Raw genomic sequence first — 13,532 nt, forward strand, 5'->3', positions numbered from 1 at the left:
GCGCTTTTGTGCGCCATGCTCCTTCTGCGTGCCCTGCGCAGAAGGCTCAGGCGCGCCCGAGCAGGCGCACCTGGTTCAGCACCGTGCCGCCACGGCTCTTGCAAGCCTCGCCCTGAACCCAGCGGTCGGGGGTCTTGCCATCCACCAGCGAGATCATGAAGGCGCGGCAGCCGGCCTGGGTCGGGCCGACCGGGGTCGCGGTGCCGCGAGCGCCCGTCTCCGGATTGTCCCACGGGACCGATACGTCGCCATCACGGGCGGCCAGCGCCTGGTCGAGCGCGAGCTTCGCCTGCGTCCAGTCGCCGGGCGCGATACCCTTGGGCGCCGGCCCATCCGGCACCGGCAGGGAGGCCGGCGTTGCCTTGATGGAGCCGGTGACGAGCGAATCGTCATCATGGAACGGCACGCTGGCGCAGCCGGAAAGGAGCGCGGCCAGAAGACACGCTCCAGCCACGGCCGTCAGCCCTTCGCGCGGGCGCCCGACACTTCTATATAGAACGATGAAGCCGCCCCGAGAGGCGCGCGAACGATGAGGCACGAGGGGCTCCACATGACGGCGAGCGAGACCATGGAACCCCGAGATCCCTTAACATCCGGTGATTTCACCGAATCTTCCGAGCCCTTCCGTCTTTTCGGCGCGTGGCTGGAGGAGGCCGGCAAGTCCGAGCCCAATGACCCGAACGCCATGACGCTGGCGACCGTGGACGAGGATGGGCTTCCCGACGCCCGCATGGTGCTGCTGAAGGGGCTGGACGAGCGCGGCTTCGTCTTCTTCACCAACACCGGCAGCGCCAAGGGCCGGGAGCTGGCCGCCATCCCCAAGGCCGCATTGGTCTTCCACTGGAAGTCCCTGCGCCGGCAGGTGCGGGTGCGCGGGCCGGTGGAGCAGGTGAGCGACGCGGAGGCCGATGCCTATTTCGCCACCCGCCCCCGCCTATCGCAGATCGGCGCCTGGGCCTCGACCCAGTCACGCCCGCTGGAGGGCCGCTTCGCGCTGGAAGCGGCGGTCGCGACGACCACCGCGAAATATGCCCTCGGCAGCGTGCCGCGCCCACCCCACTGGACCGGATTCCGCATCCTGCCCACGGCGATCGAATTCTGGCACGACCGGCCGTTCCGCCTGCACGACCGCGTGGTGTTCCGCCGCGCCGGCGAGGGCGAGGCGTGGACGAAGACGCGGCTCTATCCCTGACCGGAAAGGCCGGCCGGGCTTGACCCGGAGACGGGCGGGTGCTGCATGAGGTCGCCCGCTGTGGCCGAGGCTTGCATCATGACCCCCCAATCCGAAGATCGCCCGCGCATCATGCTCCTCACCGGAGCTTCGCGCGGCATCGGCCACGCCACGGTGAAGCGTTTCTCCGCCGCCGGCTGGCGCGTCATCTCCTGCTCGCGCCATGCCTTTCCCGAGAAGTGCCCCTGGGGCGCCGGCCCGGAGGATCATCTGCAGGTGGACCTTTCGAGCCCTGCGAGCACGAAGGCAGCCATCGCCGAGGTCAAGAGCCGCCTGCCGGAAGGCAAGCTCGACGCGCTCGTCAACAACGCAGCCATATCGCCCAAGGGCGAAGGCGGCGCGCGCCTCGGCACGCTGGACACCGACCTTGAGACCTGGGTGGACGTGTTTCAGGTGAATTTCTTCGCCCCCATCATCCTCGCCCGCGGCCTTTCGGCGGAGCTGGAAAAGGCGCAGGGCTCTGTGGTGAACGTGACCTCCATCGCCGGCTCGCGGGTGCATCCCTTCGCGGGGGCCGCCTATGCCACCTCCAAGGCGGCGCTCGCCTCGCTGACGCGGGAGATGGCCTCCGACTTCGGTCGCAGGGGCATCCGCGTCAACGCCATCGCGCCAGGAGAGATCGACACCGCCATCCTCTCGCCGGGCACCGACAAGATCGTCGCGCAGATTCCCATGCAGCGCCTCGGCACGCCGGACGAGGTGGCAAAGATCATCTACGTGCTGTGCACGGACACCTCTTCGTACCTGAACGGCGCCGAGATCCACATCAACGGCGGCCAGCACGTCTGAGCGGGCGGCTCATTCTTGGCGTTAGAGCCAGCCGCGCCACTTGAAGAAGACGTAGGGCAGGATGCCCGAGATCACCATCGCGACGAGGGCTGCCGGATAGGCATAGGTCCAGTTCAGCTCGGGCATGTGCTGGAAGTTCATGCCGTAGATGGAGGCGATGAGCGTCGGCGGCATCAGCACCACCGAGAGCACGGCGAAGATCTTGATGATGTTGTTCTGCTCGAGGCTCACCATGCCGATGGTGGCATCGAGCAGGAACTGCAGCTTGTCGCCGAGGAAGTTGGCGTAGTCGGAAAGGCCGGCCACGTCCCGGCTCATGGACTTGATGTTGGCCTTCCCGTCCTTGGCGATGGTCGAGCCGTCGGTGTCCGCGCCGAGGAACGAGATGAGCCGCTGCAGCGAGGCGAGGCTCTCGCGAGCGTAGGACACCAGCCCTTCCTTCCGGCCAATGTGGGAGAGAATGGCGCGGTAGCGCTGGTTGGCATTCTCGCGGCTGCCGGATCGGTCGAAAATCCGCCGCGAGATGCGCTCGACGTCCGCGCCGATCTGCTCCAGCACGTCGGCGGACCGGTCCACCACGGCTTCCAGCAGCTCGATCAGAACATCCTCGCCCTTGAGGGTGTCCGGGCAGGACTTCCCGAGCCTGGTCGCAACGGACGGGAAGGCGCGCGGCTCGCCATAGCGCACAGTGATGAGACGACCGCGGGTGAGGATGTAGGTGACAGCCAGCATCACCGGCGTCTCGGTGTCGGCGCCGCAGAGGATGGTGGCCGTCATGTAGCGTGCGCCGCCCTCCACATAGAGGCGGCTCGACTGCTCGATCTCGCCCATCTCCTCGCGGGTGGGGACAGAGATACCGGCAAACACCTCGGCCCGGGCGTCGTCCTCTTCTGTAGGGGATACGAGATCGATCCAGATCGCGGCTTCGGGGATGGCCCCGTCCACGACGGGCACCGCCTCAAGGCTTCCTTGTCTGGCGAGATAGGCGATGATCATGCTGCGGTCCCCGATCGGCCGGACCTTCTAGCCCGCCGCCGAGCGCGTGGGAACAGCGCGCCTTGGCGGCTTGCGTTCCCATCACCTGCCATGAGCATCCCTCGTCCGGCGGCAATCCATCGTCGCCGCCAGTCCGTCCGTTCCGGCCCGTTTCTGAAATCGAGGCCAGCGAGCGCGCGGCGCCCGCGCCAGCGCGCTGTCATCACCCCCGGCCGGCCCCCGCGCCGGTCCCGAGGAGCGCCATCGTCCCCGCTCAGGCGGCGAGGAAGTCGATGTCCTTGAGGGTGACCACCTTGTTGGCCTGGGCCGCCTTGGCCTCGACCGCCTTCTTGTCGCTCGCCTGCTGGGCGGCGGCGGCAACGGCGGAGATGCCGATGTCGCGCCACTGCTGGCTCTGCGCCGTACGCTTCAGATCCGATTCCTCCCGGGGGCTGAGCCCTTGGTGTCCGGTAGACATGTCCCAACTCCTGTGTGGTGCGCCGTTACGCAGCGGCACCTTCGCGTGACCCTTCCAGAGATGGCCATCAACTGCGTCAAAACTGTGCAGCCGATGCGACTTCTCCGCGGTCATACGAAGAGTAGGCGCCCCAAAGCTTGCGAAACTCCAAAGAGGCTGACGAAAGGGCAATCTGTGAGGCATTTCTGCAACGCATTCCCACAAGCATCCGCTGGCCATCCGAACACCCTTCAAGCGGGGCGGACATTGGGTTAATCCATTCTCGCGGGTCGAATCCTCCTTGCGCGTCAAGGGAAGAGTTAAGAGGCGAGACATGATGTGGCGAGCGGTCGGGGCACTGCTGACGGGTTTGATGCTCAGCGGCTGCATCTCCGGAACGGTTGCGCCGGCGCCGGATACGGCAATGACGGCGCGGGACAAGCAGCTTCTTGCCAACAAGCCGTACCCGAATGTGAAGCCTTCGGGCGACTTCGCGCGGCATATCGTTGAGTATCCGACCAATAAGAAGCCGGGCACGGTGGTCGTCGATACTCCGAACAAGTTCCTTTACTTCGTGGAAGGCAACGGTAAGGCGATCCGCTACGGCGTGACGGTCGGCGAGGAAAGCCTCGCATTCCGCGGCCAGGCCAAGGTTGGTCGCAAGACCGAATGGCCGAGCTGGACCCCCACGCCGGAAATCCACCAGCGCATCGCGGGCCTGCCGTCCTATGTGGCGCCCGGCCCCCACAATCCCATGGGCGCCCGCGCCCTTTACCTCTACCAGGGCAGTCAGGACACCCTGTTCCGCATTCACGGCACCAACCAGCCGGAATACATCGGGCAGGCGATCTCCTCGGGCTGCATCCGCATGCTCAACGAGGACGTGATCGACCTGTACAGCCGCGTGCCGGTCGGCGCCGAGGTCGTGGTCCTCTGATTGTCACCCCGTCGAATGCATGAAGGGCGCGGCTTGGCCGCGCCCTTTTTCGTTTGAGCTGCTGGGACGGCGCGAAGGCTCTGTCTGCAGCATCCGCGTTCACGCCGGACGAAGGCGGCCATGGCTACGCGGCGGCACGAGTGCGTTTCGCGCAGCCACGCATCGTCCAAGCCAATTCCACGGCGCGGTCAGTTAAGCTGCAACGTCAATTGGGCTGTACTGCAGCCGGCTTGGAGCCCTTCGCGCTCGCGTCCTTGCTCCCATCCTTGGCGGAATCCTTTGACGAAGCCGTCGTGGACGATCCAGCCTTGGGCGACGTGGGCTTGGGCGACGTGGGCTTGGGCGACGGCTTGGCTGCAGAAGGTACCGGGGGCGTGCTCCTGGGCTGATCCTTTGCCTGACCAATCTTGGGCTCACCAATCTTGGGCTGACCGTTCTTGGGCTGGCCGCTCTTCCCTGCCGCATTGCCCGTTGCTGGCGGCACGGATACCGGCCCCGCCTCCGGTTCGGCCTCGGCGCTCCCAGCCGCCGCCTCTTGGTCGGCCGCATCCTCGCCGCCCTTGCCTTCCGGCTGACCCGTCGTAGCGCCCCCCGCCGGCTTCTCCTTGCGCGATGCGACCGCGCTACCGGCGTCGAGATTCCAGTGGCAGAGCTTGAAATCGTTGCGGCGCTGGGCGAGGTCCACGTGGATGTGGTCCTCATGGTAGCCGTCGGAGCCTGGACCCAGCACGGTGCTGAACCGCGTGCAGGCACTGTCCTTCATCGATGCACGCAGCGACATCGGCAGCCCGCCCTTCGCCACCGTCCACACCCGGCCGTCGCCAAGCTCGAAACCACCCACGTCCACGGCATTGCCGCGCCCGTGCTCGCTCATCTTGGCGCCAGCCACCCGGTTGCGCGGACGGCAATTGTAGGAATCGGCAATGCGGATCGCCACCAATGCGCCACCGGCCGCCGCCACGGCGGGCGCCAGCGCCTCGCGCATCCACGCGGCTGCCGCGACCGTCAGCTCGCATCGGGAGATGGCGGCCGGCCTCAGCGGAATCATCCGCCCATCAGCAAGGCGCACCGCTGTCAGCCGCACCGGGACGAAGGTGCCGCACGTGGGATTGGGGGAGAGGGAGGTATCGAGGCTCGCCTCGATCTCGCCGGCCACCACCAGCTCCGCGCAGGCGGCCGGCATCTCCACGGGACCGGTTGGCGCCGACGGAGCCGGCGTCGGAAGAACGCCGGGGGATGGCGCCGCATTCGGCGTGGTTTCGCGTGAGGCCATGCGCGGGGGCGGCGAAGGTCGCGCCGGCTCCCGAACGAAGCCGTCGGCAGTGCCTAGGTCAACGGGCCTCTCTTGCGCCGCCTCCTGGCTGCCGGCCTCCGGCTCCGCCTCGCCATCCTCCTCGGCCAGTTCCGGCGGACGGCGTGGCGGCAGGGGCGCGGAGCGCAGAAGGGGCGGCCGCGTCGCCGTCGCTGCGGGCGACGCCTTGATGTCCTTGGGCTTGACGGGGGGGAGCGGGGTAGCCGCCTCCGCCGGATGCGGTCCCGGCACGGCGACAAGGGCCATGCTCAGGACGAGCGGCAGCCAGGCGGACGGCAATGAGGCAAGGGGAAGTCCCCCGTGCCACCGGACAGGTGGCCGCTGGGCGTCAGACTCGTTCGGGCGGCGCGGAGCGGCGGGTCGTCTCGATGACATGCCCATGATACTAAAGACGTCTTCCGCTGCGGTCGAGCCAGCCCGTCGGCGTTCCCTCCCCGCCCGGCGGACCCATCATGCAAGACCTGACCGCGCTGCTTTTCGACAAGGACGGCACCCTCGTGCATTTCGACCGCACTTGGGGTCGCGCTGCCGGCGCCGTCATGCGGCAGATGGCCCACGATGACGCCCATGCCGTCGCCCGGCTGGAAGCTGTAAGCCACTATCTTGCCGACGAGGAGCGCTTCCTACCGACATCGCCGCTGGTCTCCGGGTCGTCGGCCCATTACGGCCCTTTGTGGGCGCACGCGCTCGGCCGCCCCGCCGACGCCGGTTTTCTCGCGGAGATCGACCGGCTTTTCGCGGCCGAGGGCCTGCTCAATCTGACGCCCATCGGCCATCCGGCCCGTGTGCTGGGGGAGTTGAAGGCGGCGGGCTTCGCCCTCGCCATCGTCACCAACGATGCGGAGGAGAACGCCCGGCAGCAGGCGGAGGCCCTTGGCTTCCTCCATCTTCTCGATGCCGTCCACGGCTATGATTCCGGCTTCGGCTCCAAACCCGGCGCCGGCATGGTGGCGGCCTTCGCCGAGCGCTTCTGCCACCGCCCGCACGCCATGGCCGTGGTCGGCGACAGTGCCCACGACCTCGCCGCCGCGCGCGGCGCCGGCGCCAGGTTCATCCTCGTGCGCAGCGGACCGGCACCGGTGGATGACCTCGTGGGCGATGCGGACCTGGTGGTCGACAGCGTCGACGACCTGCCGGAAATCCTCGGCGTGTCGCTAGGCAAACCCTCTTCCCTCGTCGGCGAAAACGCGGTCTAACCTGCACGGACACCGCGCAAGAGCGCACCACAGGCGGCAGGATGATCAGACGCCGGCTTTATTCCGAGGAGCGCTATTCGCCGCTCGCCCGCTGGAGCTTCCGGCTGGCGCTGTTCTCGGTGCCGGTGGTGGCGCTGGCGGCCCTGCTCTATCGTACGGGAGCGCTCGATTTCCAGCCGGCCATCGTCACGCTGGGCGCCGGTCTCGTTCTCGCGCTGGTCGCGGCCGCCATGGGCGTTGTCGCCTTCTTCATCACCTGGGAGACGGGATGGCTGGGCATCGGCCGCGCCATCGCGGCGGTTGCCATCGGTGGCCTGGTGCTCGCCGGCCCGGCGGCTGTCCTCGCGCGTGGCATGATGCTGCCCCAGCTCACCGACATCGCCACCGATCCCACCGATCCGCCCCGCTTCCGGGCCCTCACCCTCGCCCATCCGCGCGATGCGAACAGCCTTGTGTTTGGCGGGGCCGCGGCGGCGGATGCCCAACGGATGGCCTATCCCGGCATCAAGCCCGTGGACCTCACGGCGACGCCGGAGGAAGCGTTCAACACCGTCCTCGCTTTGGTGCAGAAGCGGCACTGGCACATTCTCGATGCGATTCCCCCCCGCGGCACCCGACGCGACGGTCAGATCGAGGCTGTGGCGGTATCGCCCATCATGGGCTTTCGCAGCGACGTCTCGATCCGCATTCGCCCGACCTCCAAGGGCGCGCGCGTGGATGTGCGCTCCTCGGCCCGCTACGGCGTCCATGACCTCGGCACCAATGCCCAGCGCATCGAGGCGCTGATGGCAGACCTCGCGGCGGAGCGACGCCGACGCTGAGTCTCAGGACGCGGGCAGCGCCAGAAGGGCGGCGGCAGCCGCGGCCTCGCTGTCCGGCAAGGGCGACAGCAGTTGCGGGCCCTCATTGCGCACCGCGTTGACCTCACTCGAGACCGGCATGAGTTGCAGCGCCTCTCCCGGGAAAGGGCGCATGAGGGCGGTGGCATCTCCGCCCTCCAGCCACGCCTTGATGTCCGGCTCGGGGAGAATCACCGGCATGCGTTCGTGCAAGGCCCGCAGGCGCTCGGTCGCGGCGCAGGTGAGAATGGTGAACGTTCTAAGCCATTGGCCGGTGGCGGGATCCTTCCAGCCTTCCCACAGGCCCGCGAAGGCCATGGGCCGCCCATCTTCGCGCGAGATCAGGAAGGGCTGGCGCCGCTTGTCCACGGCCTTCCATTCATAGAAGGCATCGGCCGGCACGATGCAGCGCCGACGCGCCCGCCAGGCGGAGCGAAAGGTGGGCTTTTCTGCAACATTTTCGGAGCGGGCATTGATGAGCCGCCCGCCGCCGGAGCTATCCCGCGCGAACGACGGAACCAGCCCCCAGCGCAGGAGATCGAGATGGCGCCGCCCGGTCTCGGGATTGCGCCGCACCACCATCAGGTCCTGAGTCGGCGCTGCATTGTAGCGCGGCGGAACGTTGGGCAGCGGCGCGTGGGCGGGATCGACGCCGAACAGCGCCGCGAGCGCCGCGGGCGGCGTGAGCTGGACAAAGCGGCCACACATCCGAGACCGGGCCGCCGCGTCAGGCCGCCCGGCGGAAGCGGCCGGTGATGGCCGCGGCGCCCTCGGTGACGACCCGTCCGCTTGCCACCAGATGCTCCAGATGCGCCAGCACCGTGAGCGAAGCCGCACCGACCAACCGGGGATCGAGGCCGATATAGATGCCGCGCACCAGATCGGGAATCGTCTCGACCTCGCGGTCGAGGGCCCTCAGAATCGCGGCCTCCCGCGCCACGCGGTGTGCGAGGTAGTCCCGCACGAAGACCGGTGCGTTCCGTACGGGACCGCCGTGGCCGGGGAGATAAGTGGATTCGGTACGGGCCGCGAAGCGTTCGAGCGAGCGGATATAATCGCCCATCGAACCGTCTGGCGGCGCGACGATGGAGGTCGCCCAGGCCATCACATGATCGCCGGAGAAGACGAGATCCTCCTCCGCCAGTGCGAAGGCCATGTGGTTGGCGCAATGGCCCGGGGTCGCGATGGCGGTCAGGGTCCAGCCGGGGCCGCTGACGGCTTCTCCGTCGGGGATCACGATGTCCGGCCGGAAATCCATGTCCGCGCTGGCATCCAGGGGATTGACCTCGCCGATAGCGAGCGGGCGCGCCGCGCGGTGTGCCCCCTCTGCAACGGTCGGGGCGCCGGTCGCGGCCTGGATCGCCTTCGCGGCGGGGGAATGATCGCGATGGGTATGGGTGATGACGATATGGCTGACGCTCTCGCCCCGCACCGCGTCGAGGACGGCCGCAATGTGCGCGGGATCGTCCGGCCCCGGATCGATGATGGCCACGGTGCCGCGGCCCACGATGTAGGAGCAGGTGCCGGTGAAGGTAAACGGCGAGGGGTTCGGCGCCACGATGCGCCGGACAAGCGGCGTCACCTGATCGAGGCGGCCGGACGGGACATCGAAGCTGCGGTCGAACGCGATATCGTCGCTCATGGGTGGACGCTAGCCTAAGAGGGCCATATGCGACAACCGCGCCGGCGGCGAGGTCCGGCCCGGATCATGACCGTCATCGAGATGGGCCGGGCTTCGCCGTCCGCCAATAAAGTTCGGTGCGATCTCACGCTCTCGCGCGTGACCCACCTTCAGCGACAAGCCCGAGACAAAAGAAAAGCCCGCTGCCGAGGCAGCGGGCTTCGCGATGAAGCAGAGCTTCGATCAGAACTTGTAGTTCACGCCAGCCTTGAACGAGCTGAACTTGGAGTCGTTGCCGACGGTGACGCCGGGCGCAATGACCGCAGCCTGCACGTTGGAGTCGCCGAGGTCGACGTACAGGTATTCAGCCTTGAACGTCCAGTTGTTGGTGATCGCGAACTCGCCACCGGCACCGATCGTCCAGCCCCACGAGGTGGTGGAGGAGGAGAGCAGCGGAACGCCGAGGAGCGAGATGTCGGTGCCGGTCTTGCCATACGCCACACCGCCGGTGATGTAGGGCAGGAACCGGTCGATCGCGTAGCCGAGGCGAGCGCGGATCGTGCCGAAGTAGTCGATCGAGGAGCCAGCGCTCACGACCGGCAGGCCGAGCACGGAGGCGCTGACGGTGCCGGAGATGTCCGACCACTGCAGGTCGGTCTCGAGGCCGAGCACGATGTTGTTCGCGAACTGGTAGTTGTAGCCGATCTGACCACCGGCGAAGAAGCCGGAAGAGGTCACGCTGGCAGCGGCGACCGGGGTGCCGAGCACGTCCACGTCGTAGGTGAACGAGTCACCGCCGTAGCCGACGTTGGCGCCGATGTAGAAGCCGGTCCAGGAGAACACGGGAACAACGGCGACCGCCTTGACGGGGTACTTCGTCGCCAGGTCAGCAGCCGCGGCCGGAGCCGAGAGCGCCGCCAGCGCGACAGTGGCGAGAAGGAACCGCTTCATGACTAAAACCCCCTTGCTTGGGTAACTTATGTTTGGGCGAAACCATCGGCGACCGTCGAGAGCCACTGTCGTTTCGTCCAGTGACATCTATCTAGCAGGGGTCTCGCCGGAATGCCGTAACATTCTTGCCACAGTCGCCCCAAATCGCCACAACTGGAGGGCTAATTCCCAGTATGTTACCGCCACATAGGGGCTTTCGGCGCCCTTCGCCGGCTATCTGACCGCCCAGCCGCTCCGAAAAGGTAAATCGTTCGTAAAAACAACGCGTTTCAGACCCATTCAGAGAGCGGATGACACCTGGATTCGTTGGTCAAGGAAGGAGGCAGGCATGCAACTTTACCGATTCCCCCGTTTCGCCCTGTCCGTGGTGGCCGGTGCGGCGCTGCTGGCGGGCTCCTGCGGCCTCGCGATGGCGCGGCCCGACAGCCTCACGATGACGTGCGCGGCCGCGGCCGGCCTCGTTTCCAAGAATGGCGCCGTCGTCATGGGCACGGGTCCCAATCTGTTCGACCGATACGTGAGTTCGGTGCGCTATTGCTCGGGGTTCGAGCAGCTCAAGCCCGAATGGATCAAGACAAGGGACAATCCCGCGTGCTTCGTGGGCTATACCTGCTACGTGCCGACCCGGGACAATTACCTGCGGTGAACCGACCAAGCCCAAGCCCCACAACGGCCGGCGGCGGGGACGATGCGAAGGAGAAGCTCATGAAACCAGCCAACAGGCGCCCGTCCCGCCGGGCGCTCGCTCTTGTGGTCGCGGCCGCGCTCCTCGGGGTCGCAGGGCCGGCGTGGGCGCAGACGCAGAGCCGCACGTTCACCTGTGCCGAGGCCGCGGCGCTCATCCAGTCGCGGGGCGCGATGGTGCTCGCGACCTCGCCAACCCTTTATGATCGTTATGTTCGGGACCGGTCCTTCTGCGTCTACGACCAGGACACGCGACCGGAATGGGTCCCGACCCGCGACAATCCCCAGTGCTTCATCGGCTACAGCTGCTACGTGCCCTATCGCGACGGAGGCCGGGCGCCCTGAGCGGGATGCCTCGACCGTCGCCTGAACGCAAAAGGCCGGGCGATCGCCCGGCCTCGATAGGGTCAAAAAACGACATCGGCTCAGGCGATGCCGCGCTCCTTGAGCACGCCCTCGATCTCCTCCAGCACACCGGCATCGTCGATGGTAGCGGGCACGGTCCAGGGATCGTGGTCGGCGATCTTCTTCATGGTGCCGCGCAGGATCTTGCCCGAGCGGGTCTTGGGCAGGCGGTTCACGGTGACGGCCAGCTTGAACGCGGCCACCGGCCCGATGCGGTCGCGGACAAGGCCCACCAGTTCCTTCTCGATCACGTCCGGCGCACGCCGCTCGCCGGCCTTGAGCACGACGAAGCCGCAGGGTACCTCGCCCTTCAGCTCGTCCTTCACGCCGATGACGGCGCATTCGGCCACGTCCGGATGGGAGGCCAGCACCTCCTCCATGCCGCCGGTCGACAGGCGATGGCCCGCGACGTTGATTATGTCGTCGGTGCGGCCCATGACGAAGACATAGCCGTCGTCATCCAGGAATCCGGCGTCGGCGGTCTTGTAGTAGCCGGGGAACTCGGCGAGGTAGCTCTCGGCGAAGCGGTCGTCCTGCTGCCACAGGGTGGGCAGGCAGCCGGGCGGCAGCGGCAGCTTCACCACGATGGAGCCCATGGTTCCGGCCGGAACGGGCTTCGACGCCTCGTCCACGATCTGCACGTCGTAGCCGGGCATCGGCACCGTGGGCGAGCCCAGCTTGATGGGCAGCAGGCCCAGGCCCACAGGATTGGCGGCGATGGCCCAGCCGGTCTCGGTCTGCCACCAATGGTCCACCACCGGGACCTTCAGCTGCTCCTGCGCCCACATAACGGTATCGGGATCAGCCCGCTCGCCGGCGAGGAAGAGGGTGCGGAAGCGGGAAAGATCCCGCCCCTGCTTCAGGAGGCAGTCCGGATCTTCCTTCTTGATGGCGCGGAGCGCGGTCGGCGCGGTGAAGAGGGCGACAACGCCGTGCTCCTCGATCACCCGCCAGAAGGCCCCCGCATCGGGCGTGCCCACGGGCTTCCCTTCATAGACCAAAGTTGTCGCGCCAAGGATCAGCGGGCCGTAGACGATGTAGGAATGGCCCACCACCCAGCCGATGTCGGAGGCGGTCCAGAACACCTCGCCGGGCTTGATGCCGTAGAGATTCTTCATGCTCCAGTCGAGCGCCACCATGTAGCCGCCGGTGTCGCGCACGACGCCCTTCGGCTTTCCGGTCGTGCCGGAGGTGTACAGGATGTAGAGCGGATCGGTCGCAAGCATGTCGGCGCAAGGCGCGGCCTTGCCGGCGCCGGAGGCGGCATCCACGGCGGCCTGCCAATCGAGATCGCGGCCCTCCACCAGCGCGCCCGGCCCCTGTTCACGCTGCAGCACCAGGCACGCTTCCGGCTTCACCGCCGACATGGAAATGGCGAGGTCGAGCAGCGGCTTGTAGGGCACCACACGGTTGGGCTCGATACCGCAGGACGCCGCCAGGATCACTTTCGGCTCGGCGTCCTCGATGCGGGTGGCGAGTTCCTTGGCTGCGAACCCGCCGAACACCACGGAATGGATGGCGCCGATGCGGGCGCAGGCCAGCATGGCGCAGATCGCTTCCGGCACCATGGGCATGTAGATGAGCACCCGGTCGCCCTTGCCGACGCCCATGTCCTGGAGCACGGCGGCGAGCGTCGCCGTTTCCTTGAGCATCTCGCCGTAGGTCAGCGTGCGCCTGGTGCCGGTGACAGGGCTGTCATAGACGAGCGCCGCCTGATCGCCCCGGCCGGCGGCGACGTGGCGGTCGAGGGCGTTATGGCAGACGTTGCCCACCGCATCGGGAAACCAGCGGCCGTAGACACCGGCGTCGGCATCGAAGACCGTCTCGGGCGGCCGGACCCAGTCGATGCCGCGGGCGGCTTCGCCCCAGAAGGCGGACGGATCGGTCTTCCAGCCGGCATAGGCCTGCGCGTAGCGGCTCGCGCCATTGATGGACATGGACGTCTCCCTCAAAGGTCTTCTTTGGCCCGGTGATGCCGGGAGCGTTTTTACGGCGCAAGCTCGCACAAATGCGTAAGACGTTTGTCGCCCGGCGTGGGAAACACATGCGTGAACCGGTACTTTGGTATCGGGCAACCCCGATTGCACCGCCCTGCCGCCCTCGGCTAGGTTCGCGCTCGAATTCGACCGGAATCC

At 67.4% G+C, this 13,532-nt stretch carries 15 protein-coding genes; 7 read left to right on the forward strand and 8 right to left on the reverse strand.

Translation table 11 applies throughout. The annotated features are described in order from the left end of the window. Positions 1-46: 46 nt before the first annotated feature. Positions 47-454 (reverse strand): RT0821/Lpp0805 family surface protein, encoded by a 408-nt coding sequence (locus V5F63_RS21125; protein ID WP_394101188.1) that lies wholly within the window; start codon positions 452-454, stop codon positions 47-49. Between the two features lie 114 nt (positions 455-568). On the opposite strand from V5F63_RS21125, the gene pdxH reads away from it, so the two are divergent. Further along, positions 569-1,192: a pyridoxamine 5'-phosphate oxidase gene (gene pdxH / locus V5F63_RS21130; RefSeq protein WP_394028734.1), complete on the forward strand. Its 624-nt coding sequence runs from the start codon at positions 569-571 to the stop codon at positions 1,190-1,192. Positions 1,193-1,270: 78 nt separating this feature from the next. Then, positions 1,271-2,020 (forward strand): SDR family NAD(P)-dependent oxidoreductase, encoded by a 750-nt coding sequence (locus V5F63_RS21135; RefSeq protein ID WP_394101187.1) that lies wholly within the window; start codon positions 1,271-1,273, stop codon positions 2,018-2,020. A gap of 21 nt (positions 2,021-2,041) precedes the next feature. On the opposite strand, the gene V5F63_RS21140 is transcribed toward V5F63_RS21135, so the two are convergent. Next, positions 2,042-3,016, reverse strand: a complete 975-nt coding sequence (locus V5F63_RS21140) for a magnesium transporter CorA family protein (protein ID WP_394101186.1) — start codon at positions 3,014-3,016, stop codon at positions 2,042-2,044. Positions 3,017-3,269: 253 nt separating this feature from the next. Then, entirely contained in the window at positions 3,270-3,473 is a 204-nt protein-coding gene (locus V5F63_RS21145; RefSeq protein WP_024280859.1) for a hypothetical protein, read from the reverse strand. Between the two features lie 313 nt (positions 3,474-3,786). Between V5F63_RS21145 and V5F63_RS21150 the strand changes: the two genes are divergently transcribed. After that, the gene (locus V5F63_RS21150; protein ID WP_209485397.1) at positions 3,787-4,389 is read left to right on the forward strand and encodes a L,D-transpeptidase; all 603 of its coding nucleotides are present in this window, start codon (positions 3,787-3,789) and stop codon (positions 4,387-4,389) included. Positions 4,390-4,594: 205 nt separating this feature from the next. On the opposite strand, the gene V5F63_RS21155 is transcribed toward V5F63_RS21150, so the two are convergent. Continuing rightward, positions 4,595-5,947, reverse strand: a complete 1,353-nt coding sequence (locus V5F63_RS21155) for an extensin-like domain-containing protein (protein ID WP_394101185.1) — start codon at positions 5,945-5,947, stop codon at positions 4,595-4,597. Between the two features lie 206 nt (positions 5,948-6,153). Between V5F63_RS21155 and V5F63_RS21160 the strand changes: the two genes are divergently transcribed. Then, positions 6,154-6,897: an HAD family hydrolase gene (locus tag V5F63_RS21160; protein WP_394101184.1), complete on the forward strand. Its 744-nt coding sequence runs from the start codon at positions 6,154-6,156 to the stop codon at positions 6,895-6,897. Positions 6,898-6,938: 41 nt separating this feature from the next. After that, positions 6,939-7,718, forward strand: a complete 780-nt coding sequence (locus V5F63_RS21165; RefSeq protein ID WP_394101183.1) for a DUF1499 domain-containing protein — start codon at positions 6,939-6,941, stop codon at positions 7,716-7,718. Positions 7,719-7,721: 3 nt separating this feature from the next. On the opposite strand, the gene V5F63_RS21170 is transcribed toward V5F63_RS21165, so the two are convergent. The 3 genes from V5F63_RS21170 to V5F63_RS21180 all read right to left on the reverse strand — a co-directional run bounded on the left by V5F63_RS21170 (position 7,722) and on the right by V5F63_RS21180 (position 10,308). Then, complete coding sequence (locus V5F63_RS21170; RefSeq protein ID WP_394101182.1) at positions 7,722-8,444, reverse strand: SOS response-associated peptidase; 723 nt, start codon at positions 8,442-8,444, stop codon at positions 7,722-7,724. Between the two features lie 19 nt (positions 8,445-8,463). Then, positions 8,464-9,378, reverse strand: coding sequence for an MBL fold metallo-hydrolase (locus V5F63_RS21175; protein WP_209485406.1), 915 nt, complete (start codon positions 9,376-9,378; stop codon positions 8,464-8,466). 222 nt (positions 9,379-9,600) lie between these two features. Next, entirely contained in the window at positions 9,601-10,308 is a 708-nt protein-coding gene (locus tag V5F63_RS21180; RefSeq protein ID WP_209485408.1) for an outer membrane protein, read from the reverse strand. A gap of 328 nt (positions 10,309-10,636) precedes the next feature. On the opposite strand from V5F63_RS21180, the gene V5F63_RS21185 reads away from it, so the two are divergent. Together V5F63_RS21185 and V5F63_RS21190 are read left to right on the forward strand one after the other, a co-directional pair. Next, complete coding sequence (locus V5F63_RS21185; protein WP_209485410.1) at positions 10,637-10,954, forward strand: hypothetical protein; 318 nt, start codon at positions 10,637-10,639, stop codon at positions 10,952-10,954. 59 nt (positions 10,955-11,013) lie between these two features. Next, positions 11,014-11,337 carry a hypothetical protein gene (locus V5F63_RS21190; RefSeq protein WP_209485412.1) on the forward strand — a complete coding sequence of 108 codons (324 nt, stop codon included), beginning with the start codon at positions 11,014-11,016 and terminating at the stop codon, positions 11,335-11,337. Between the two features lie 80 nt (positions 11,338-11,417). Here the strand turns inward: V5F63_RS21190 and V5F63_RS21195 are convergent, their stop codons facing one another. After that, positions 11,418-13,334, reverse strand: coding sequence for a propionyl-CoA synthetase (locus tag V5F63_RS21195; RefSeq protein WP_394101181.1), 1,917 nt, complete (start codon positions 13,332-13,334; stop codon positions 11,418-11,420). Between the last annotated feature and the right edge of the window lie 198 nt (positions 13,335-13,532).

It is taken from the genome of Xanthobacter wiegelii (assembly GCF_043193855.2).
GTDB lineage: Bacteria > Pseudomonadota > Alphaproteobacteria > Rhizobiales > Xanthobacteraceae > Xanthobacter > Xanthobacter flavus_A.

Excerpts from the sequence above, each read along its gene's own strand:
- pdxH (WP_394028734.1), top strand. The coding sequence starts at position 569 with ATGGAACCCCGAGATCCCTTAACATCCGGTGATTTCACCGAATCTTCC.
- V5F63_RS21135 (WP_394101187.1), top strand. The coding sequence starts at position 1,271 with ATGACCCCCCAATCCGAAGATCGCCCGCGCATCATGCTCCTCACCGGA.
- V5F63_RS21140 (WP_394101186.1), bottom strand. The coding sequence starts at position 3,016 with ATGATCATCGCCTATCTCGCCAGACAAGGAAGCCTTGAGGCGGTGCCC.
- V5F63_RS21145 (WP_024280859.1), bottom strand. The coding sequence starts at position 3,473 with ATGTCTACCGGACACCAAGGGCTCAGCCCCCGGGAGGAATCGGATCTG.
- V5F63_RS21150 (WP_209485397.1), top strand. The coding sequence starts at position 3,787 with ATGATGTGGCGAGCGGTCGGGGCACTGCTGACGGGTTTGATGCTCAGC.
- V5F63_RS21155 (WP_394101185.1), bottom strand. The coding sequence starts at position 5,947 with ATGGCCCTTGTCGCCGTGCCGGGACCGCATCCGGCGGAGGCGGCTACC.
- V5F63_RS21160 (WP_394101184.1), top strand. The coding sequence starts at position 6,154 with ATGCAAGACCTGACCGCGCTGCTTTTCGACAAGGACGGCACCCTCGTG.
- V5F63_RS21165 (WP_394101183.1), top strand. The coding sequence starts at position 6,939 with ATGATCAGACGCCGGCTTTATTCCGAGGAGCGCTATTCGCCGCTCGCC.
- V5F63_RS21170 (WP_394101182.1), bottom strand. The coding sequence starts at position 8,444 with ATGTGTGGCCGCTTTGTCCAGCTCACGCCGCCCGCGGCGCTCGCGGCG.
- V5F63_RS21175 (WP_209485406.1), bottom strand. The coding sequence starts at position 9,378 with ATGAGCGACGATATCGCGTTCGACCGCAGCTTCGATGTCCCGTCCGGC.
- V5F63_RS21180 (WP_209485408.1), bottom strand. The coding sequence starts at position 10,308 with ATGAAGCGGTTCCTTCTCGCCACTGTCGCGCTGGCGGCGCTCTCGGCT.
- V5F63_RS21185 (WP_209485410.1), top strand. The coding sequence starts at position 10,637 with ATGCAACTTTACCGATTCCCCCGTTTCGCCCTGTCCGTGGTGGCCGGT.
- V5F63_RS21190 (WP_209485412.1), top strand. The coding sequence starts at position 11,014 with ATGAAACCAGCCAACAGGCGCCCGTCCCGCCGGGCGCTCGCTCTTGTG.
- V5F63_RS21195 (WP_394101181.1), bottom strand. The coding sequence starts at position 13,334 with ATGTCCATCAATGGCGCGAGCCGCTACGCGCAGGCCTATGCCGGCTGG.